General features: G+C 32.1%; 23 protein-coding genes. 17 read left to right on the forward strand and 6 right to left on the reverse strand.

Going from position 1 to position 21,153, the window contains the following annotated elements; translation table 11 throughout:
* Positions 1 to 145: 145 nt before the first annotated feature.
* Entirely contained in the window at positions 146 to 1,060 is a 915-nt protein-coding gene (locus LQ688_RS11540) for a COX15/CtaA family protein (RefSeq protein WP_017001122.1), read from the reverse strand.
* A 324-nt stretch (positions 1,061 to 1,384) separates the two neighbouring features.
* On the opposite strand from LQ688_RS11540, the gene cyoE reads away from it, so the two are divergent.
* The 7 genes from cyoE (at position 1,385) to LQ688_RS11575 (ending at position 7,938) form a co-directional block, all read left to right on the forward strand.
* Positions 1,385 to 2,329, forward strand: coding sequence for a heme o synthase (gene cyoE, locus LQ688_RS11545; RefSeq protein ID WP_275589834.1), 945 nt, complete (start codon positions 1,385 to 1,387; stop codon positions 2,327 to 2,329).
* A gap of 38 nt (positions 2,330 to 2,367) precedes the next feature.
* On the forward strand, positions 2,368 to 3,435 hold the full coding sequence (gene coxB, locus LQ688_RS11550; RefSeq protein WP_239752769.1) for a cytochrome c oxidase subunit II: 1,068 nt from the start codon (positions 2,368 to 2,370) through the stop codon (positions 3,433 to 3,435).
* Positions 3,436 to 3,458: 23 nt separating this feature from the next.
* Entirely contained in the window at positions 3,459 to 5,360 is a 1,902-nt protein-coding gene (gene ctaD, locus LQ688_RS11555; protein WP_017001119.1) for a cytochrome c oxidase subunit I, read from the forward strand.
* A complete protein-coding gene (locus LQ688_RS11560; protein ID WP_017001118.1) occupies positions 5,360 to 5,989 on the forward strand; it encodes a cytochrome c oxidase subunit 3 in 630 nt (209 codons plus the stop codon). The genes ctaD and LQ688_RS11560 overlap by 1 nt, the downstream gene beginning before the upstream one ends.
* A gap of 1 nt (position 5,990) precedes the next feature.
* Positions 5,991 to 6,344, forward strand: coding sequence for a cytochrome C oxidase subunit IV family protein (locus LQ688_RS11565; protein ID WP_017001117.1), 354 nt, complete (start codon positions 5,991 to 5,993; stop codon positions 6,342 to 6,344).
* Between the two features lie 167 nt (positions 6,345 to 6,511).
* Positions 6,512 to 7,465 (forward strand): cytochrome c oxidase assembly factor CtaG, encoded by a 954-nt coding sequence (ctaG, locus tag LQ688_RS11570; RefSeq protein ID WP_017001116.1) that lies wholly within the window; start codon positions 6,512 to 6,514, stop codon positions 7,463 to 7,465.
* Between the two features lie 11 nt (positions 7,466 to 7,476).
* On the forward strand, positions 7,477 to 7,938 hold the full coding sequence (locus LQ688_RS11575; protein ID WP_017001115.1) for a DUF420 domain-containing protein: 462 nt from the start codon (positions 7,477 to 7,479) through the stop codon (positions 7,936 to 7,938).
* Between the two features lie 241 nt (positions 7,939 to 8,179).
* Here LQ688_RS11575 and ytvI read toward each other — a convergent pair whose 3' ends face one another.
* Together ytvI and LQ688_RS11585 are read right to left on the reverse strand one after the other, a co-directional pair.
* Positions 8,180 to 9,226, reverse strand: coding sequence for a sporulation integral membrane protein YtvI (ytvI, locus tag LQ688_RS11580; RefSeq protein WP_239752770.1), 1,047 nt, complete (start codon positions 9,224 to 9,226; stop codon positions 8,180 to 8,182).
* An 86-nt stretch (positions 9,227 to 9,312) separates the two neighbouring features.
* Positions 9,313 to 9,684, reverse strand: coding sequence for a YugN family protein (locus tag LQ688_RS11585; protein WP_103268820.1), 372 nt, complete (start codon positions 9,682 to 9,684; stop codon positions 9,313 to 9,315).
* Between the two features lie 169 nt (positions 9,685 to 9,853).
* Between LQ688_RS11585 and LQ688_RS11590 the strand changes: the two genes are divergently transcribed.
* Both LQ688_RS11590 and LQ688_RS11595 read left to right on the forward strand, forming a co-directional pair.
* A complete protein-coding gene (locus tag LQ688_RS11590; protein WP_017000502.1) occupies positions 9,854 to 10,915 on the forward strand; it encodes a CAP-associated domain-containing protein in 1,062 nt (353 codons plus the stop codon).
* 16 nt (positions 10,916 to 10,931) lie between these two features.
* Complete coding sequence (locus LQ688_RS11595) at positions 10,932 to 11,369, forward strand: YlbF/YmcA family competence regulator (RefSeq protein WP_017000503.1); 438 nt, start codon at positions 10,932 to 10,934, stop codon at positions 11,367 to 11,369.
* Positions 11,370 to 11,414: 45 nt separating this feature from the next.
* Here LQ688_RS11595 and LQ688_RS11600 read toward each other — a convergent pair whose 3' ends face one another.
* Positions 11,415 to 12,329, reverse strand: a complete 915-nt coding sequence (locus LQ688_RS11600; protein WP_103268819.1) for a glycerophosphodiester phosphodiesterase family protein — start codon at positions 12,327 to 12,329, stop codon at positions 11,415 to 11,417.
* A 159-nt stretch (positions 12,330 to 12,488) separates the two neighbouring features.
* Between LQ688_RS11600 and LQ688_RS11605 the strand changes: the two genes are divergently transcribed.
* The gene (locus tag LQ688_RS11605) at positions 12,489 to 12,755 is read left to right on the forward strand and encodes a DUF2129 domain-containing protein (RefSeq protein WP_017000505.1); all 267 of its coding nucleotides are present in this window, start codon (positions 12,489 to 12,491) and stop codon (positions 12,753 to 12,755) included.
* A 1-nt stretch (position 12,756) separates the two neighbouring features.
* Here LQ688_RS11605 and LQ688_RS11610 read toward each other — a convergent pair whose 3' ends face one another.
* Positions 12,757 to 13,146 (reverse strand): DUF7147 family protein, encoded by a 390-nt coding sequence (locus tag LQ688_RS11610; RefSeq protein WP_017000506.1) that lies wholly within the window; start codon positions 13,144 to 13,146, stop codon positions 12,757 to 12,759.
* Positions 13,147 to 13,211: 65 nt separating this feature from the next.
* On the opposite strand from LQ688_RS11610, the gene rsmD reads away from it, so the two are divergent.
* Both rsmD and coaD read left to right on the forward strand, forming a co-directional pair.
* Entirely contained in the window at positions 13,212 to 13,775 is a 564-nt protein-coding gene (gene rsmD, locus LQ688_RS11615) for a 16S rRNA (guanine(966)-N(2))-methyltransferase RsmD (RefSeq protein WP_228064634.1), read from the forward strand.
* Positions 13,768 to 14,259, forward strand: a complete 492-nt coding sequence (gene coaD / locus LQ688_RS11620) for a pantetheine-phosphate adenylyltransferase (protein WP_064204094.1) — start codon at positions 13,768 to 13,770, stop codon at positions 14,257 to 14,259. Before rsmD ends, coaD begins: the two co-directional genes overlap by 8 nt.
* A 54-nt stretch (positions 14,260 to 14,313) precedes the next feature.
* On the opposite strand, the gene LQ688_RS11625 is transcribed toward coaD, so the two are convergent.
* On the reverse strand, positions 14,314 to 15,456 hold the full coding sequence (locus LQ688_RS11625; RefSeq protein ID WP_017000509.1) for a nucleotidyltransferase: 1,143 nt from the start codon (positions 15,454 to 15,456) through the stop codon (positions 14,314 to 14,316).
* 125 nt (positions 15,457 to 15,581) lie between these two features.
* Here LQ688_RS11625 and LQ688_RS11630 point away from each other — a divergent pair, with 125 nt between their 5' ends.
* The 5 genes from LQ688_RS11630 to pheT all read left to right on the forward strand — a co-directional run bounded on the left by LQ688_RS11630 (position 15,582) and on the right by pheT (position 20,948).
* Positions 15,582 to 16,127, forward strand: coding sequence for a YceD family protein (locus LQ688_RS11630; RefSeq protein WP_103268818.1), 546 nt, complete (start codon positions 15,582 to 15,584; stop codon positions 16,125 to 16,127).
* Between the two features lie 38 nt (positions 16,128 to 16,165).
* A complete protein-coding gene (gene rpmF, locus LQ688_RS11635) occupies positions 16,166 to 16,339 on the forward strand; it encodes a 50S ribosomal protein L32 (RefSeq protein ID WP_017000511.1) in 174 nt (57 codons plus the stop codon).
* Positions 16,340 to 16,447: 108 nt separating this feature from the next.
* Entirely contained in the window at positions 16,448 to 17,188 is a 741-nt protein-coding gene (locus tag LQ688_RS11640; protein ID WP_017000512.1) for a TrmH family RNA methyltransferase, read from the forward strand.
* A gap of 296 nt (positions 17,189 to 17,484) precedes the next feature.
* Positions 17,485 to 18,543, forward strand: a complete 1,059-nt coding sequence (gene pheS / locus LQ688_RS11645) for a phenylalanine--tRNA ligase subunit alpha (protein WP_064204092.1) — start codon at positions 17,485 to 17,487, stop codon at positions 18,541 to 18,543.
* Entirely contained in the window at positions 18,543 to 20,948 is a 2,406-nt protein-coding gene (pheT, locus tag LQ688_RS11650; protein WP_239752771.1) for a phenylalanine--tRNA ligase subunit beta, read from the forward strand. Before pheS ends, pheT begins: the two co-directional genes overlap by 1 nt.
* Positions 20,949 to 21,153: the final 205 nt, after the last annotated feature.

Raw genomic sequence — 21,153 nt, forward strand, 5'->3', positions numbered from 1 at the left:
ATTAAAAATGGCCAAATCCATAGCTTAGCTATGAATTTGACCAAAAAGACATTTTTATTATTTAGTTGTCTACTTGACAGGGTTCACTTCATTTCATAGGTACGTGCTTTTTTGTTTGCTTAAAATATAAAGCAAATTCTATTATTTATTGATTTCGTCGTTTAGAACGAAGTATCAACATTATGAAGTAACATAGTAATCCAAACAACATTGTGATGAACAATGCATGGAACAATGCTATAAATATATTAACTCTTGTAAATATAGACAACGCTCCTGTTGTAACCTGTAAGCAAATTAGTATAAATGCTAAAGTCCAACCGTACTTAATTACACGATATTTAGCATAATTTCTGAAAGCGTAAATGAATATATACAGTATCCATATAAATATGAAAAATGCTAGGGCTCGGTGAGACATTTGAACCCACTCATAAAATGTTTGTGGTAATCCAGTGCTACCGCTATGACACAGTGGCCAACTTAAGCATGAAAGACTAGCATTAGCATGTCTAACAAGCGCACCTGAATAAATAACAAAGTATATAAAGAAAGTTACGGCATACGTGTGTATTTTTAAGTGTTTATCTATCACTAAACTAGTTGCTTCGAATTTTTTATCTACTTCATAAATAATTAGTGTTAGTAATAGGACGGATGCGAAACTGATTAAAGATATTCCGAAATGTAATGAAAGTATAAAATCATTTTGTTGCCATATTACAGCGGCAGCTCCAATAAGTGCTTGTAATAATATAAAAGCTATACTTGTGATACATAAAGGTCTTACTTCTTTAATATGTCCTAATTTTATCCAACTAATAATAGCTAATAAAGCGACAAGAATAAGTGCTAAACCTGATACACCTCTATGGGCTAATTCAATTATCGTTTCAATTGGCCAGTCCGATGGTATAACAGATCCATGACATAATGGCCAAGAACTTCCACAACCATCTTCAGAACCAGTCTTGGTTACTAAAGCGCCACCTAACTGCACAAACAGCATAACAATTGTTGCTAATGTAGCTAGCCATTTTAAAAATTTGTCATTAAACAATAAGAACACCTCTAATAAAATTATAATCCATATTTAAACTAATATAAAATGGGCTTTATTCTAAAATAAACCTTATTTATATTAAAAAATATGATAGAATTTAAGAGAAAGACGTATTAACAATAATTATTATATTAATACGATTCTAATTTAAACACTAATATCTATAGTATAACAATGAATACCCATTGTAAATGTTACACAATAATGACTTTTTAATGAACTCAAATTTTAGGGAAGTATAAAAATGTCAAAATTTTGTTTCAAAAATGTATAGATTATGTGACAATTTTCATATATCATTGAATATATATGTGAGAGATAATGGAAGGAGGGTCAAAATTGCAACAAAATCAATATAGTGTGACGTCCGAAAAAGATATAGATAAAAGTCGTCTAACGTTATATGAAATTAAAGCCATCATTAAAATGGGACTTGTTCAAGGGAATTTAATACCTGCGTTTGCGGGTGCTTGGCTTGCGATTGTATTTGGTGGTTTCAACTTCTTCCACAGCTTGCCAGTTGTGTTATTAATGATTGTAGGTTCTACACTCATTATGGGTGGCGCTTGTGCGATCAATAATTACTACGACCAAGATATCGACTCCATCATGCCATCTAAACAAAAAAGACCAACTGTTAATGGACGAATTAGTAACAATAATTTACTTAAATTAAGCTTTGGCTTAATGATAGTAGGTGAGATCTTATTATTTATGATTAACATTCCTACAGGTATTATTGGATTACTGGGGATTTTCGGATACGTTGTCTTATACTCAATTTGGTCTAAAAGACACACAGTTTGGAATACTGTAATAGGTAGTTTTCCTGGCGCGATACCACCATTGATTGGTTGGGCAAGCATTGATCAAACATTAAGTCCACTTGCTTGGACGCTATTTTTAGTATTATTTGCTTGGCAACCAGCGCACTTCTATGCATTAGCTTATCGTCGAAAAGACGAATATGCTTTAGCGAAAATACCAATGCTACCAGCAGTCAAAAGCTTTACTAGAACACGCTTAAGTATGTTGTTATGGGTAGTGCTATTATTACCTTTACCATTCTTAATGGCGCAATTAGGTACTGTTTTTGTAGTTATTGCTTCATTACTTAATATAGCTTGGTTACTATTAGCTTTATCTGGATTTAAAAAAGAAATTAACAAATCAAAATGGGCTACGAGTATGTTTGTTTTTTCTTTAAATTACCTTGTTATTTTCTTTGTTATGACAGTCATTGTTACTGTCGTACAATTAATATAATTAAATATGAATGAATGCATGAAAGAGGGGTTAAACGAATGAAGACACGTTTAAAAAACACGAAAATGTTCGGTTTACTTATCGCCCTGCTGTTTGTTCTAGCAGGTTGTGGTCAACCACATTTATCAGTTCTTCGCCCGGCAGGGGAAGTCGCTGATAAACAATTCTTTTTATTAATGCTTTCAATAGGCATTATGTTACTTGTTATTATTGTAGTCGTTATTATTTTCTTACTTGCGATGATTAAATTCCGTCGTAAAAAATTAGGTGAAGATTTTGTTCCTAAAGACGTAGAAGGTAATCACAAATTAGAATTAGTATGGACAATCATTCCTGTTATTTTACTTATTATCTTAGCTATACCTACAGTGATGCTTACATTCTCACTAGGTGATACTAAAGCGATTGATAAAGTCGACGAAAAAGGTAAGAGTAAAGAGCTTGTTATTGATGTAACTGCTAATCTTTATTGGTGGGAATTTAGTTATCCAAATGAAAAAATTGTTACCAGTCAAGAGCTTGTTGTTCCAACTGATCAAAAAGTTTACTTCAGATTACATTCAGCTGACGTAAAACACTCATTCTGGGTGCCAGCAGTTGGTGGTAAATTAGATACTAACGTAGAAGGCGTTAATAAATTCTACTTAGAATTTAATAATGATAAAGCAAAAGAAGTTAAAAATCTATTCTACGGTAAATGTGCTGAGTTATGTGGACCTTCACATGCTTTAATGGACTTTAAAGTTAAAGCTCTACCTAAAGATGATTTTGATAAATGGGTTAAAGATATGAAATCTGTTGAGAAACCTGTAGCTGCGACATCTAGTCAAGCTAAAGAAGGTGAAAAGGTATTTAATAAATCATGTGCTGGATGTCATGCTGTTACGCCAACAGGTGAGAAAGCTAAAGGTCCTAACCTTACAAACTTTGGTGACCGTGATCTAATTGCTGGATATTTAGACCATGATGAAAAGAACCTTAAAAAATGGATTAAAGACCCTGAAAGCATTAAGCCTGGTAATAAAATGACTGATCAATATAAAGTTTCTGATGAAGATATCGATGCTTTATCTGCCTACTTAATTGAACGAAAAGTTGATAAGTAAGAATTGAAAGGGAGGTTACTCTAGTGTCTACTCAAAGTAAAAAGGGGTTTGGATCGACTATTTGGGACTATTTAACAACAGTCGACCACAAAAAAATTGCTATTTTATATTTATTAGCTGGAGGATTATTCTTTGCTATCGGTGGTATAGAAGCAATGTTGATTCGTATCCAGTTAGCAGTGCCAGAGAACGACTTTGTTTCAGCTGGACTGTTTAATGAAATCATTACGATGCACGGTACAACTATGATATTCTTGGCCGCAATGCCATTACTATTCGGTTATATGAACGCAGTTGTTCCATTACAAATTGGTGCTCGAGATGTTGCGTTTCCATTCTTAAATGCATTAGGTTTCTGGCTATTCTTATTTGGAGGAATATTCTTAAACTTATCATGGATTTTAGGTGGAGCTCCAGATGCAGGTTGGACATCTTATGCAAGTTTGTCACTTGAATCTGCAGGACATGGTATTAACTTCTATGCACTAGGACTTCAAATTTCTGGTGCAGGTACTTTAATCGCTGGTATTAACTTTGTTGCTACAATTGTTAATATGAGAGCGCCTGGCATGACATATATGCGTATGCCACTAATGACATGGACAACATTTGTTGCTTCAACATTAATCGTATTCGCATTCCCACCGTTAACTATCGGTATATTCTTATTAATATTCGATAGAATGTTTGGAACGTCATTCTTTATTGCTTCACAAGGTGGTAACACAATAATTTGGGAACATTTATTCTGGATATTTGGACACCCAGAAGTATATATTTTAGTATTACCAGCTTTCGGTATATTCTCAGAGATTATACCTGTATTTGCTAGGAAACGTTTATTCGGTTATTCTGCAATGGTATTTGCTACTGTTTTAATCGGTTTCTTAGGATTCATGGTTTGGGCTCACCATATGTTTACAGTAGGCCTAGGACCAGTAGCTAACGCTATATTCGCAGTTGCAACAATGGCAATTGCCGTACCAACCGGTGTTAAAATATTCAACTGGCTATTAACTGTTTGGGGTGGTAGTGTTGAATTTACAACGCCAATGCTATATGCATTATTCTTTATTCCATCATTCGTTATGGGTGGGGTAACAGGTGTCATGCAAGCATCAGCTCCTGCTGACTATCAATTACATGACTCATACTTTATTGTTGCTCACTTCCACTACGTAATTGTTGGTGGTGTCGTGTTTGCCATATTAGCAGCTTTACACTATTGGTTCCCATTAATAGCTGGAAAGATGTTAAATGAAACATTAGGTAAAATTGGATTCTGGTTCTTCTTCACTGGGTTCCACTTAACATTCTTAATTCAGCACTTCTTAGGACTATGGGGAATGCCTCGTCGAGTATTTACATACTTACCAGGACAAGGATATGATATTCCTAACTTAGTTTCTTCAATAGGTGCTTTGCTAATGGCAATCGCTGTAATTGTTGAAACAATAAACGTTATTACGACATTAGCTAAAGGTGAAAAAGTTGGAAGAGATCCTTGGGGCGACGGACGTACACTAGAATGGGCTTTACCACTTCCGACACCACATTATAATTTTGCGCAAGTACCTTTAGTTCGTGGTTTAGATGCTCTTTGGATTGAGAAAAAACAAGGCGATGGAAAAATATTACCTGCTGAATCATTGGATGATATTCACATGCCTAACAACTCATTCATACCATTTTTACAAGCTTTCGGTTTATTCGTAGCTGCATTTGGTGCAATGTACTTTGCTGATGGTAAAGAATGGGCATTAGAAGCAGTAAAAGGATTAAACGAAAAACCATGGGCAGTTTACGTGTTAATCTTCGGTCTGGCAATTACTGCAGGCAGCATGATTTACAGATCACTTAAAGATGACCACGGTCATCATATAACTAAACAAGAGTTAATTGAGTATGAAAGGGGTGAGCGTTAATGGCACATGAAGAAGTAAAATTTACAGCTGAAAATTGGCCAGATCATCCTGAAACAGCATCAATGGAAGGTAAGAATAAAATAGTTGGTTTTTGGGTATTCCTTGGTGGTGAGGTCGCATTATTCGCTTCATTATTCGCAACCTACTTAGCTTTGAAAGATGCTGTGCCAAGTGAAGATCACTTATTAGCTAAAGATTTGTTCCATCTTCCATTAGCGTTCGTAATGACGATGTTATTATTAACGTCTTCATTAACTAGTGTTTATGCTTTGTATCATTTAAGAAACTTTAATGCTAAAGGTGTATTTATCTGGATTGGTATTACTGTCCTTTTAGGTTTAGGTTTCTTAGGTTTAGAAATTTATGAGTTTGTTGAGTATGTTCAACAAGGTCATACATTCCGTTCAAGTGCTTTCGGTAGCGCATTCTATTTCTTAGTAGGAACACACGGTTTCCACGTAATAATTGGTTTAGTGTGGTTAACAGCACTTGTACTTAGAAACAGAGCAAGAGGATTAAGTATTTATAATGCACACAAATTTAATACTGCTGCTTTGTATTGGCACTTTATTGACGTAGTATGGGTGTTCATCTTCACAGTAGTATACTTGATGGGAGCGTTAGGATAATATGAATCAACAAGTTAATCATGACGCAGAAGCGCTAAGATCATACAAGAGACGTAAAAGTACTCAAGAAATGCGTATGCAAGTTACTAACTTTGCAATAATGATTTTTGTTACATTTGTTGCCTTCGCTTTAGTAGCTGCAGAATTACCAAAAGAATTTGTTATCCCTGTAATACTAGGATTAGCTGTACTTCAAGTAGTATTACAATTCTATTATTTCATGCATATGAAAGCTGAAAAACATGGTGTATCTAAACTGTTTATGGTTGTAGGTTTATTCTTTGGATTATCATTCGTTGTAACATTCATTTATATTGTTTGGATAGGCGATCCTATTTTCGTTAAAAATAAATAATATTTAAAGACCCAAAACTTTGTTATATAAGTTTTGGGTCTTTATTTTATAGTAAAAAGTATTATATTGGTCATATCATTGTCATAACTAATTTTTGAGTTGGGTTGTTTAAGCGGTTATTAAATCATATAATAAAGATAATGACTTAATGAGGAAGTGTATTAAAGATGGGTGGTTTAACTTCAATATCAATGTTTGGTTTTTGGGCGAATTGGACACCATTCTTTTTTATAGGCGTATTATGTGTAATTATCTTATACTTTTTGATTTGTGGTAAATGGTATAAAGATATTCCAGGGGGAAGACCTTTAAAAAAGGGTGAAGCAACATTATTTGTTGTACTTATGTTAGCAATCTATCTACTTGAAGGTGGGCCAATAGATTTACTATCACATATTATTTTTAGTTTCCATATGCTTCAAATGGCCATATTATTTTTAATTATTGCACCATTAATGTTTTATGCAATACCTGAGTATATTGTGAAATATGTGGAAGAATTACCTGTAGTAAATAAAATTGTAAGTTTATTTACGAAGCCTTTGTTAGCTATTTTCTTATTTAACGGGTTGTTCTCTGTCTATCATATTCCACTTGTTTTAGATACATTAAAGCAAAATATCGTTTTACATGACATGTATACTATTTTGCTATTTATAAGTGCTTGGTTTATGTGGCATCCAATTTTCAACAAGCATATACCAGATGCACAGCATATGACTAACATCAAAAAGATTCTATATATATTCTTTATAGGCGTTCTATTGACACCGTCATGTGGTTTAATTATATTTAGTAATAGTGCTATGTATGACACATATACTTCAGGAGAAGCATGGTTAGGAGCTATGACTCTATGTGTACCAGCAGATACTTTAAACAGTGTTGTTCAAGGGGCTGGTATTTCAGGGCCTGAATACTTTACAAACTTCTCACCATTAGAAGACCAACAAACTGGTGGGGTTATTATGAAGGTGATGCAAGAAATTGTATTTGGTATTTATTTATACGTTATCTTTGTAAGATGGTTCAGATATGAACGCAAAAATGAAAGTCAAATTACAGAAGATAGCTTAAGAAAATTAGAAGAACAAAAAGCGTTATACAATCAATTTAGATAGGATGTAAAAACATGAATTTACCTATATTACCAACAATTAGTACAACATTTATAGTATTGAGCGCAATTTTAGTAGCTATTGGCTGGTATTTTATTGCACAAAGAAAAATTGAAACACATAAAAAATTCATGCTTTCAGCAGCAGTAGCAGCAGTAATTTTCTTTACTATTTATGCTAGTAGAACAATATTTATTGGAAATACCTCTTTTGGTGGTCCAGACAATATTAAAATTTACTACACTTTATTTTTAATATTCCATATTACTTTAGCTACGATTGGAGCAATCATGGGGATTATTACAATTTATCTTGGCTTAAAAGATAAATTAGATCTTCATCGAAAATTTGGACCAGTAACATCCATTATATGGTTCTCTACAGCAATTACAGGCGTAGCTGTATATCTATTATTATATGTTTTCTATCATGGTGGAGAAACGACATCAATGATTAAAGCAATACTTGGTTCTTAAATTTAGTATAAGTCTAGAAATTGAATATTGATATGTAAACTAAAAGGGATTAAGCAATAAATCCATTAAAACAAAGAGGCTGGGACATAAATACATGTCTCAGCCTCATTCATTATAATGGCAGTAGCTGACTAGGGTGAAAATGCACTTATATCGAATTTTTTAACCTAGTCATCATTGCGGGGGTGGGACTACGAAATCTTTTTAATAAAATGAGATTTCTTTCCCACTCTTTTATAATTTATATTTTAAAGTCTGTTTTTATTAAACCGGATTCTAATATTGTTTTTATAACAATTAAAATGAGTGGGCCGATAAAGAATCCTAGGAATCCCATTAATTTTAATCCTATAAACATAGAAATAAGTGTTGGTAAAGGAGTTAATCCAACACCTGTACCAAATATTTTAGGTTCCAGTACTTTTCTTTGGACGAGTAGTACAATGGATAGAATAATGAGTTGTATGCCAAGAGTAGGGTCACCTACAATATAAGCGTATGCTGCCCATGGTATTGTAAATCCTGTAGCACCTACAATAGGTAATATATCTATAAACCAGATTAATAAACTTATAATGAATGCAGAATCTACACCTATAATTAATAGTCCTATATATGTGAATACCCAAGTAATAAAACTTAGTATAACTGTGGCTGTAATCATACCAAGTATTGAATGACTTATTTTATTATAGATTGTTATAACTTGAGTATAAGTATTTGGGTATAAATGCTTCTTTATGAATTTGTGAATATTAGGTATTTCTAGCATAAATAAAAATAATGCAACGAGAAAGACAACTAGACTAATTATGAATCCTGGTAAGGAGGAAACGACTTCAGTAATATTTTCAACACTAAAATAATGAGAAATAGAATCTCTCATAGACGCGACAAAATTTTGTAATTCTTTGTTAATGGTAGTTGCCATTTCATCAGGTAATACTGCTTTCATTTTGTCGTTATATTGTTCGATTACTTTTATTAATTTATTTATTTTATTAGGTAAATCTTTAATGAATAGTACAATTTGGTCTATTAGTTTTGTTAAAAATAAATAGATTATGAACCCGCTTATTGTTGGTAGGGATGTATATATAATTATAACGCTCCATTTACGACTATTAATCTTGTTAGTTAGTCTTTTAATGAGTGGGATAAAAGCTAGCGCTATAATGAACGCTGTGATTAAAGGTATAGAAATCGGGATGATAAAATAAATAAATAAAATTGTTAATATTGCGATGATAAATATACTTATATTCCGTTTATTAATCCATTTTTTCATAAATGTACCTCTCAATTTTAGATGTAGATATAAATTAAGAGACGTGAAAAAATCACGTCTCTTAATTTACTGTTCAAAGTTGTTTTCTATTGTGTACTTAATGTGTTTAAAGCTTTAATATCTGACGTAATTCGTTCAATTAGTAAGTTGCAATGAGCAACTAAGTTATCTGGATAAACTTCATCATCACCGTACTCAACGCCAGTTGGATAATAATGTTTACCTAAATAAGGATCCATCAATTGGAGTGTTGCACTTTTTGCACCAACGTCCCCTTTAAGTGCATAACTTGGAACTCTTAAATAATATATGCCTTCACTTAATTCATATTTAAAATCATAAGTAATACGTTCATAGTCCCAGTGTCCGCCTGCAACAAAACCATGTTTATTCATAACATCTTGCAATAGTTCTTGTTCGATGATAACCTTTTCAAGACCTGTATTATCAAATACCATGTAATTTTCCTCCCTCTAAGTACCTTTAAGTTTATTTTATGATAAAAGCTTCAATGTTGCAATGTACATTTAAATTTAACATAAATATTCACATTTCAATTGATTTAACTAAAAACTTTACTGTAAAATGATATAATCATTATTAGGAGTAAAAAGAGGAGGTAAATAGTTGAAGAATATTATCATTAAAGTAATAGCAATCGCTATTTTAATCATTGTACTCTTTTATTTATTCTATTCTCCTAAATTAGAATTTGATGTCTTAAAGAACCCAAACTACTCACATGATAAAGCAAGTGAAAATTACTATGAAAAACAAGCTGAAAAGTCCACAGGTAATGCTAAGCTGAAAGAGGGCGTAGGGACTTATGTCTATGGTAGTATAGATGATGTCATTAAAGATTTAGGTCAACCAGATAGGGTATATAAGGCAGAGCACGATAGAAAGAATTATGTCTTTAAAAATAAGGAACATTATTATTTAGTTTCAACCAAAAATAATAAAGTGTCATCTGTTTTTGCAACTGGTGAAAAAGTAGATGTATCACCAATTAAAATTAAACAAGATGCTACTAAATTATTTAATGGTACTAACATAGATATGGAACCAAACATAAATAGTTCGTATGGTGATTATCAAATTGAATTATCAGAAAGGGACATCAAAACTCAATTATTAGTTAAATATGGTGATGTTTATGCACAGGTATTAATTGATAGCGAAACAAATGAGGTTATGGGTGTTCAATTTATGGATTCAGACATAATTGTTGAGCAAGCGCCATTTTCTATGTCTAAAGTTTCAAATAAAGATAAAAAATTAAAACGTGCAGATCAACAAGATTTCCAAACACATATTAATAAAGATTTAACTTTATTAGAAATTGTAAATGAGTATAGAGAATTAAAAGGAATAACACCTTTAGATATAAATGATCAATTAACTTATATTACTCAAATGGAAGCGGATTTGATTGATAGTGACGTTGATGAAGAAGAGGCTGTAAAAACTTTAGAAGATGGTATAATGAAACATATCAATGATAAAAAAATTGAATATAACGCTATCAACCAAAACTTAGCATATAATTTTTATGATATGCCAACACTTGTTAATAGTTGGTTGAACAACAACAGTTATAGAGAGAAATTACTTGGAAGTCAATACGATGAATTTGGTGCAGGTAATTCTCGAGAATATTATTCACTTGTCTTCAAAGATAATAAATAATAAGGAGGTCATTGGGATGTTCACAGTTGAAACAGCTAATATTTTAGATCAATCCGATGAACTAAGTGCTTGTATTATGGAATCAGAAATTTACCAAGCTTATCGAGAAGCTAAATATAAATTAGAAACAGATTTAGAAGTAAAGATTTTAAGAAAGAAATTTGATCAAATCAAGTCACACTATGATGATTGTTTAAGGTTTGGAAGATATCATCCTGATTATAATAGAGTAATGAAAGAAACAAGACAGCAGAAGAGAGAATACGAAATGCACCCAGTCGTTTCCAACTTTAAAACTAAAGAAACAGAATTACAGAATTTATTGGATGAAGTTGTAAGCATTGTATCTTATTCTATATCAAACAATGTTAAAGTAGATACAGGTAATCCATTCTTTACTAGTGAGAGTCACGGTGGAGGATGTTCAACAGGCGGTTCATGCGGTTGTTCTTAATAAAACAGTCCGAGACATATATAAATGTCTCGGACTGTTTTATGTTTAATATTGTTTTTTAATTAAAAAGTGCGCTGTATCTGGTCTATCTGTAACGATAGTATGTGCACCTTTTTGAATTAAGTCATCCATAATATCTATTTGATTAATAACCCAATAACCAACGGCAATATTCAGTGAAGTTAAATATTGAATAAAGCCTTCTGAATCAAGTGGAAGACCTTTTGCATTTACAGGAATTTGGAATGTATCAGTTTTAGGTTGGTAAACATGTCCATAACCAGAATGATAAGCAGTATATGCTTTTGTTACTTCGTTTTGTCCTGTACCTAATGAAATAGTATCTTGAGCGTATAAATTAAATCTTTCTATTTGTTCATCATAAAAACTTGTAATATTTACACGATCTTCAACTTTTAATTCTGATATTAATCGGAATAAGTGTGAAGGTGCTAAACTTCCAGCATAAGATTCAGGATGGTCCTTGATATCGATGTTTACTAACACATCTTGGTATTTTGTTAATAATTCTTTAAGCGTAACGATTTTGGCTTTTTCATCGCCTCTATAAGGATGTTCATGGTTGATATCTTTATAGTGATATCCAAAGTCAAACTGACGTAACTCTTCTAAAGTGTGATCAGCTACTAAGCCAGAACCATTACTTGTTCGATCTACCGTTTCGTCATGTGTAACAACTAAGACTTCATCTTTTGTTAAACGAACATCAATTTCAAAACCAGTTACATTGTATTTTAATGCATGGTCAAAAGCTAGACGGGTATGTTCTGGTCTTAAAGCCATCCCACCTCGATGAGCGAAAATATAAGGTGCTGGTTGAGTAAAGAATGGTTTGATTTTGCGAGGTCTAACTTCACTAGTAGCTTTTGTAATAAGCCAAGAACCTGCAGCTATGCCTCCGATAAGACCTGTTGCTTTCATTAAATTAATTTTTGACATTTTATCCAATCCTTTCGAAATGCAATTAAAGACTTATATATATTCTATCAAATTGGTATGTGATATAAAAGCATGTAAGTTATGAGTGCAAGATTATCTTCTTTCAACATCATATATAAAATGCTAATATAAAAATAAAACATGAAGGGAGATATTGTCATGGAGCTAGTAGAGCGCATTAGTATTATTGTCTATTTAAAAAATATGAAACATGAAAGACAATTACGTAAATTCGGGAATATTTATTATTCTCATAAAAAAGAACAATATGTCATGCTTTATACAAATGAAGATAAAATAGATGACACTATCCAACATCTAATGAAATTAAAATATGTTAAAGATGTGAAAGTGTCACCATTTAAGAGTGTTAAGAGAGATTATTCAAATAAAAATGTTGAGAAAAAAGAATATTTGAACTTTTAATTTATTGTAACGGTGGCAAGTAACGTTCTAGTCTTAATACACCTTTTAAGTAAGTGAAGTAAAGTTCATCTTCTGCGAATTCAGACCGTGACTTTACGTCTAGACCTTTTACTTTTATGTCATATTCATTTGCCCATTGATTAATTAAATCGAATTTTTTGTTAGATTCTGGATACGGATATCTTATGCCTTCTAATATTGTATAGATAGCTTGAAAATGGTTCTCTTTAGTCGGTTTCATAATTATGCAAGCTGTTGATAGCTTCTCCTCAGATAAAGGCGTGTGGAGCATCAAAATATCAGAAATACGTTCGTGATTGTATTCAATGATTGTTTGAAATTCAAATAAATCCGTTAATCCATGTCCAATGACAATAAATGATTGCTTCATATGGTAAACCTCGTTTTCATATAATATATAATTAGTATAGTTAATAATTTAAAATAAAGAAAGAGTTGATTCAATTGAGAGTTATTGGTGGAAAATATAAAAGGTTACATATAAATACAATTGAAGGCCAATCTACAAGACCAACTACCGATAAAGTAAAAGAAAGTATCTTCAATAGTTTACAAGACGTTGACGGGCTTGGCTTAGATTTGTTTGCAGGAAGTGGTGGGTTAGGTATTGAAGCATTATCAAGAGGATTAAACAAAGTTATTTTTGTAGATGGCAATTTTAAAGCGACAAAAATGATAAAAGAAAACTTGGATTTACTCAAAATCCCATCTTCAGAGTATGAAGTGTATAAAAATGATGCTATTAGAGCTTTAAAAGCATTGAATAAAAGAGAAATTCAATTTGATTATATATTTTTAGATCCACCTTATAATAAAGACCTTATAAATAAATCATTAGAAAAAATTGAAGAATTTAATTTATTAAGTGCTAATGGTACAATTGTTTGTGAATTTGATAAATCAGAAAATATAAATACACGTCAGTTTGAAATCTTTAAAAAGTATGAATATGGTCTTACACATGTTATGTTGCTGACAAAAGGAGAGAACGATGTCTAAAAAAATAGCAGTAGTCCCAGGTAGTTTCGATCCAATTACTTTAGGACATATAGATATTATAAAAAGAAGCGCTAAAATATTTGATGAAGTACATGTCTCGGTATTAAAAAATTCTTCGAAAAAAGGTTTATTTACAAATGAAGAAAGAGTGGCATTAATAAAAGAAGCGGTAGAAGATGTACCTAATATCGTAGTACATACATTCCACGGCTTACTCGTTGATTTTTGTAGGGAAATCAATGCGACAACAATTGTTCGAGGATTGAGAGCTGTGAGTGATTTCGAATATGAAATGCAATTAACATCTATGAATAAAAAATTAGATGATGATATAGAAACATTATATATGATGACTAATAATAAGTATTCATTTATTAGTTCTAGTGTTGTAAAAGAAGTAGCGCAATACGATAGAGATGTTTCGGAGTTTGTTCCCGCCAATGTAAATAAAGCTTTAAAAGAAAAACGAGAGAACAACAAATAAACTTCGTGCGATATATACTAAAGCACGAAGTTTATTTCCATTAAATAAGTTTCACTATTTTTTTATATAAACATGTTGATTAAAGTCTGTTTCTGATTCTCCAGATACATACTGGTATAAAGATGTGGCTTTAATCTCATGTTCAAAATACGGAGCAGACTTTTTGTTAACATTAGTAATAATTGGTAATGGGCATGACTCTTGTATTTCTTTAATGTATTTTCTACCTTGTTCGGACATTGCTAATACACGAATTGCTTGTGGTTTATAAGAGTTTACATCTATATTTTTGATGTTGAGTAATGTAGCAGTTAGTAATCTTTGAATACGCGTCCAAGTATATCTTTTTGATTTAATGCGCGATACGAATTCATCGAAAGTCTGACTATCTTCTATTTCTTTCTTTAGTTTATATTCTAACCCTTCAGTCATCATATAAATTTCTTGTAATTCTTTTGTACTTGATCTCAAAATAGTCCATTTTAATAATGGGAAAAAATCATCCCAGTTTACACCTTTATGTGAACTTAATAAGTTAGAGCTAAATTCAGGTAAACTTAGTTTATATTGCTCATCATTTGAAAAGTATGCATTTCTTATTGAGGTTGCACTGGAAATGTGTGAGCGTTGATTTAAGCTTGAATCTAGAAATAAGTTGTCTTTTCGTTGTATAGTCACTGGTTCGATATTAAGGTCGTTGTTTATTATGTGTCTGACGTATTCTATAGCCAATAAATTATTAGAGCCTGATAATAACTTTGAATCTTGAATTAATTCAGAGATGATTCTAGGGTGAGATTTTCCTTCTTTAATCATTTCCTTATATCGTATATCATTTTTTATATCTTCAATTTGACTAATAGTCTCTTTAATATCATTAACGTTTCCTGACTCGCTACCAAAAGATAAATAATTACATTTAAATTGTTCTGCTATATCAACACCACCTTGAGCAAAAAGTTCTCCGGAAGATATTGCATAAATAAGTGGTAATTCCACTACTAAATCTACATATTGAACAGCCATTTTAGCACGTTGAAATTTATTCAAAATTGCTGGTTCTCCTCGCATCGTAAACGATCCACTCATAACAGCGACTGATACATCGCTGTTTGTTATGTTTTTAGATAGTTCAGCATGATAAACATGGCCATTATGAAACGGATTATACTCTGTAATTAAAGCAACACTTTTCATTTGCAATTCCCCTCATTTCACTTCATCATTAGTATTGTATCAGATAATGAATGTTAAGAAAAAATCTTGACAAACGTTGTCGTTAAGGTTACAATAATTTTTGTGTTTGTAAGAGGTGAACCTAGATGAAGTGGTCAATAACACAACTTAATAAATACCAAGACGAACCATTTACTTTTGATAAAGAAATCGATATGAAATATCTTACTGAACGAGTAGATGAACTTATCGATATATCTCCAATAAAAGTAACAGGAGACGTACAAGTGCGAATGCATGAGATAATTGTCAATCTTGACATTAGCGGTGTATTGACGTTACCATGTGCCCGTACTTTAAAGCCAGTAGATCTACCATTTGATACTACTTCAACGGAAATATTCGAATTAGATGAGTTTAGCGATGGTGATGAAGAAGAAGACGGTCTTAGACATAAAGTCGAAGGCGGTATGATTAATTTATTACCGATTATCGAAGAACTCGTTATTTTAGAAAAGCCACAACGCGTATTTTCTGAAGGTAGTGAAGATATTTCAATGGCAGGCAATGGTTGGGAAGTTATTGGCGAAGATCAAATTGAATCAACTGAAACTTCAGATCAAGAAGATAGTGAACGTAAAGTTGATCCAAGACTTCAAAAATTACAACAATTCTTCGATGATGAAAAATAATCGAACTAGTGTTTATAAAATTTAAGGAGGAATTAAACATGGCAGTTCCAAAAAGAAGAACTTCAAAAGCAGCTAAAAGAAAACGTCGTACTCATTTCAAAATCTCAGTACCAGGCATGGTAGAATGTTCTAACTGTGGAGAAATGAAATTATCTCACCGTGTATGTAAAGCATGTGGATCATACAAAGGTAAAGAAGTCGTTTCTAAATAATAAGTTATATTACAACGTCCTTTTTAAGGGCGTTTTTTTATTTATATGAAAATATGTGGTTATCATATATAATAGATACATAAGATTACGTAAACACGAGGAGATTATATGGAAGAAATCACTTCAGCACAAAATAATAAAATAAAACAAATTAATAAATTAAAGAAAAAGAAAGACAGAATAAAACAAGGGCAATTTCTTATTGAAGGTTATCATTTAGTTGAAGAAGCATTTCGCAGTCAACTAAAAATAAATTCTTTATTATCAGTAGATTTTTCAAGATTAGATGAACAAATTATAGATTATGCGGAAAATGCTTATATTATAAATTTTAAAGTAGCTGAAGCATTGTCGGACACAACTACACCACAAGGTATATTCGCTGTTGTTGATATTCCGAATTACGAAGCAGATGTTTTTAAACAAGTGCTTATTTTAGATAGAGTACAAGATCCTGGAAACATGGGGGCACTTATTCGTAATGCAGATGCGTCTGGTATGGATGCAGTTATTTATTCTAAAGGCAGTGCAGACCCTTATCAAGATAAGGTGTTAAGAGCATCACAAGGTAGCGTGTTCCATTTGCCAATCATTGAAGAAGATTTATTAACATTTATACAATCGTTTGATGGCAAAGTATTTGGAACGAGTTTACAGAACGCAGTGCCATATAACACTGTTGAAAAACAAGACAATTTTGCTTTAATTATGGGTAATGAAGGCAGTGGTGTTGATGAATCATTATTGCAAGAAACATTCCAGAACTTAAATATACCTATATATGGCCAAGCTGAAAGCTTAAATGTAGCTGTATCTAGTGGTATTTTACTCTATCATTTGAGAGGTTGACCATTCATGTATAATTTTATATAATGATTTCATAATCAATATGAGCTAATAAAAGGACGTAAATTAATGTTCGCGCATAAAAGGGAATGGATTCGTGACTGAAAAATCCTATGTTGTGACTTAATTTTTTTCATCCTTTTGGCAACTTAAAGAAATTTAAGTCGGAATGTAGATCCGTTATCAACATATAAGTGTATGCATAAGTATGTATAAATTTGGGTGGTACCACGGAAGACTTTCGTCCCTCTATTATTGAGGGGTGGAAGTCTTTTTTTCGACTAAATAGGAGGATATATATGTCATTACGCGAGAAACTTTCAGATTTAAGACAAGAAGCGCTTGTTCGCATAAACGAAGCTAAAGCTGAAAGATCATTACAAGATGTTAAAGTAAATTACTTAGGTAAAAAAGGCGTTATTACAAGTTTGATGAAAGAAATGAAAGATTTACCTAAAGAAGAAAGACCAGAATTTGGTCAATTAGTTAACGAAGTACGTAACGCTGTTGAAGTTGAAATTGAATCTAAAAGAGAATTATTAGAAGAAGAAGCGTTAAATGAACAACTAGAGAATGAAACAATAGATGTAACTTTGCCCGGTAGAAAAGTGGCATTAGGAGCAAAACATCCTCTGACTAAAATTAACGAAGATTTAGAAGATTTATTTATTGGATTAGGATATGAAATCGTTGAAGGTTATGAAGTTGAATCGGACTATTATAACTTTGAAGCTTTAAATTTACCTAAATCACATCCAGCGAGAGATATGCAAGATACTTTCTATATTTCAGAAGAAGTTTTATTGCGTACACACACATCTCCAGTTCAAGCTAGAACTTTAGAAAAAAGAAATGGTAAAGGTCCAGTAAAAATTATTTGTCCAGGTAAAGTTTATAGACGAGATTCTGATGATGCAACACATAGTCATCAATTTACTCAAATCGAAGGATTAGTAGTTGCAGAGAACATTAAAATGAGTGATTTAAAAGGTACTCTAGAACTATTAGTACGTAAATTATTTGGTAAAGATAGAGAAATACGTTTAAGACCAAGCTTCTTCCCATTTACAGAACCTTCAGTTGAAGTAGACGTATCCTGTTTTAAATGTAAAGGTAAAGGATGTAATGTGTGTAAACAAACTGGTTGGATAGAAGTATTAGGTTCAGGTATGGTACATCCTAACGTATTAGAAATGGCTGGGTTTGACTCAAATAAATATTCTGGATTTGCATTCGGATTAGGGCCAGATAGATTAGCTATGTTGAAATATGGAATTGAGGATATAAGACACTTCTATACTAATGATGTGAGATTTATAGAACAATTTAAGCCTGTAGAAGATGGTGGTGAAGCGTAATGTTAGTAAGTAAAGAATGGTTAAATGAATTTATAAAAATAGATGCTGGTATTGAAGAACTAGCAGAAAAAATAACAAGAAGTGGTATAGAAGTAGATAGCATTACGGACTATAGTAAAGATATTAAGAAATTAGTCGTAGGTCACGTCGTTTCTAAAGAAAAACATCCAGAAGCAGATAAATTAAATATTTGTAAAGTAGATGTTGGTGAAGAAGAACATGTACAAATTGTTTGTGGTGCACCAAATGTCGATGAAGGCCAACATGTTATTGTTGTTAAAGTCGGTGGAAGATTGCCTGGCGGGGTTAAAATTAAAAGAGCTAAATTAAGAGGCGAAGTTTCTGAAGGCATGATTTGTTCTCTACAAGAAATTGGTATAGATCAAAACGTCTTACCTAAAAAGTATGCAGACGGTATTTATGTATTTTCAAATGAGCCAACACCAGGAAATGAAGCGTTAGAAGCTTTATTATTAGATGATCAAGTAATGGACTTTGATTTAACACCTAATAGAGCTGACTGCTTAAGTATGCTAGGTGCTGCACATGAAGTTAGTGCTTTGTATGGTCAAGATATTAAGTATCCAAATACAAACGTTAATGAAACCACTGCAAAAGCTTCTGATGAACTATCAATTACTGTTGAAGATACAGAAGCGGTGCCGTTTTATTCAGCTAGAATAGTTAAAAATGTCACGATAGAACCATCACCAACTTGGCTACAATCAAGATTAATGAAATCAGGTATTCGTCCAATCAATAATGTAGTTGATGTTTCAAACTATGTATTGCTTGAATACGGTCAACCACTTCATATGTTTGATCAAGATCAAATTGGTTCTAAAGAAATTGTTGCTCGTTATGCTAAAGAGGAAGAAAAAATGACAACACTTGATGATGTTGAAAGAACTTTAAAAACTTCGGACATTGTAATTACTAACGGTAAAGAACCAATCGCAATAGCTGGTGTGATGGGTGGAGATTTTTCTGAAGTAACAGAAAACACTGTGAACGTTGTAATTGAAAGTGCATTATTCAATGCAACTAATATTCGTCAAACATCTAGAAGATTAGGTCTACGTAGTGAAGCATCAAATCGATTCGAAAAAGGTGTTGCAAGTGAAAGAGTACTTGAGGCATTAAATAGAGCAGCTTATTTATTACAAGAAATCGCAGGAGCAAAAGTGTTAAACGAAGTTGTATCGGACGGAACTTTACCTGCAACTTCTAAAGTAATCAGTATTTCAACACACGATGTGAATGAGTTAATCGGATTTAATTTATCGACAGACGAGATTGATACAATTTTCAATCGTTTAGGTTTCACTACTAATATTACAGGTGAAGACTTTGAAGTAACTGTTCCTTCAAGACGTAATGATATTACAATTAAAGCTGATTTAATCGAAGAAGTAGCGAGAATTTACGGTTACGACCAATTGCCATCAACTTTACCAAACTTTGAAAATGCTACAGCAGGTTATTTAACAGATAATCAACTAAAAACACGTAAAGTAAAAGAAATTCTAGAAGGTGCAGGTTTAGACCAAGCGATAACATACTCTTTAGTGAGTAAAGATATAGCTACTCAATTTACAATCAATCAACATGATGTCGTTGAGTTGATGATGCCTATGAGTGAAGATCAAGCTGTTTTACGTCAAAGCATATTACCAAGATTGATTGATGCAACACGTTATAACGTTGCTAGAAAGAATAAAAATGTAGCATTATATGAATTAGGTAAAGTCTTTTATGGTAATGGTCAAGATGAGTTGCCAACTGAAGTGGAGTTCTTAAGTGGAATACTAACAGGACAATATTCAGGTAACCGTTGGCAACAAAAAGATGAACCAGTAGACTTTTATTTAGTAAAAGGCATCGTGGAACGTATTGCGGAACAATTAAATGTACGTTTTACATTTGAAACTACTAAAGTAGATTTATTACACCCAGGTAGAACAGCATATGTAAAATTAGATGATGAAGTAATCGGCTTAATTGCAGAGCTGCATCCAACTGTAGAGAAAGAAAATGATTTAGACCGCACGTATGTTTTTGAACTAAACTTCACTAGAATATTAGAGCATCCAGTAGGTAAAATTGAATATGCACCTATACCAAGATTCCCAGGTGTATCAAGAGATGTTGCTTTAGTTGTAGGTACTGAAGTTTCAGCTTCTTCATTAATTAATACTATTAATGAAAATGGTGAAGAAATCTTAAATCATACAGAAGTATTTGACGTTTATGAAGGTGAACATATGGAAGAAGGCAAGAAATCAGTAGCTATCCGTATAGATTACTTAGATGTTAATGACACACTAACTGAAGAAAAAGTTACAGCTGTACACAATCAAATACTAAAAGCACTAGAACAACAAGGTGCCACGTTGAGATCATAATTAACAAAACAAAAACGCCAATCCATGAGTTTACAATTCACGGATTGGCGTTTTTCATTTCGATATTTATAATATTGAATGTTTACATGAGAATTATTATTTCTTTTTACGTTTACTCATTTTTGTAATTTGTTTTCCGATAAACCATATTAAATAACACATAATAAGAATGGCTAAGATAACTTGCCAACCTATAGTTATGAGC

Source organism: Mammaliicoccus sp. J-M40 (assembly GCF_022386395.1).
Taxonomy (GTDB): domain Bacteria; phylum Bacillota; class Bacilli; order Staphylococcales; family Staphylococcaceae; genus Mammaliicoccus; species Mammaliicoccus lentus.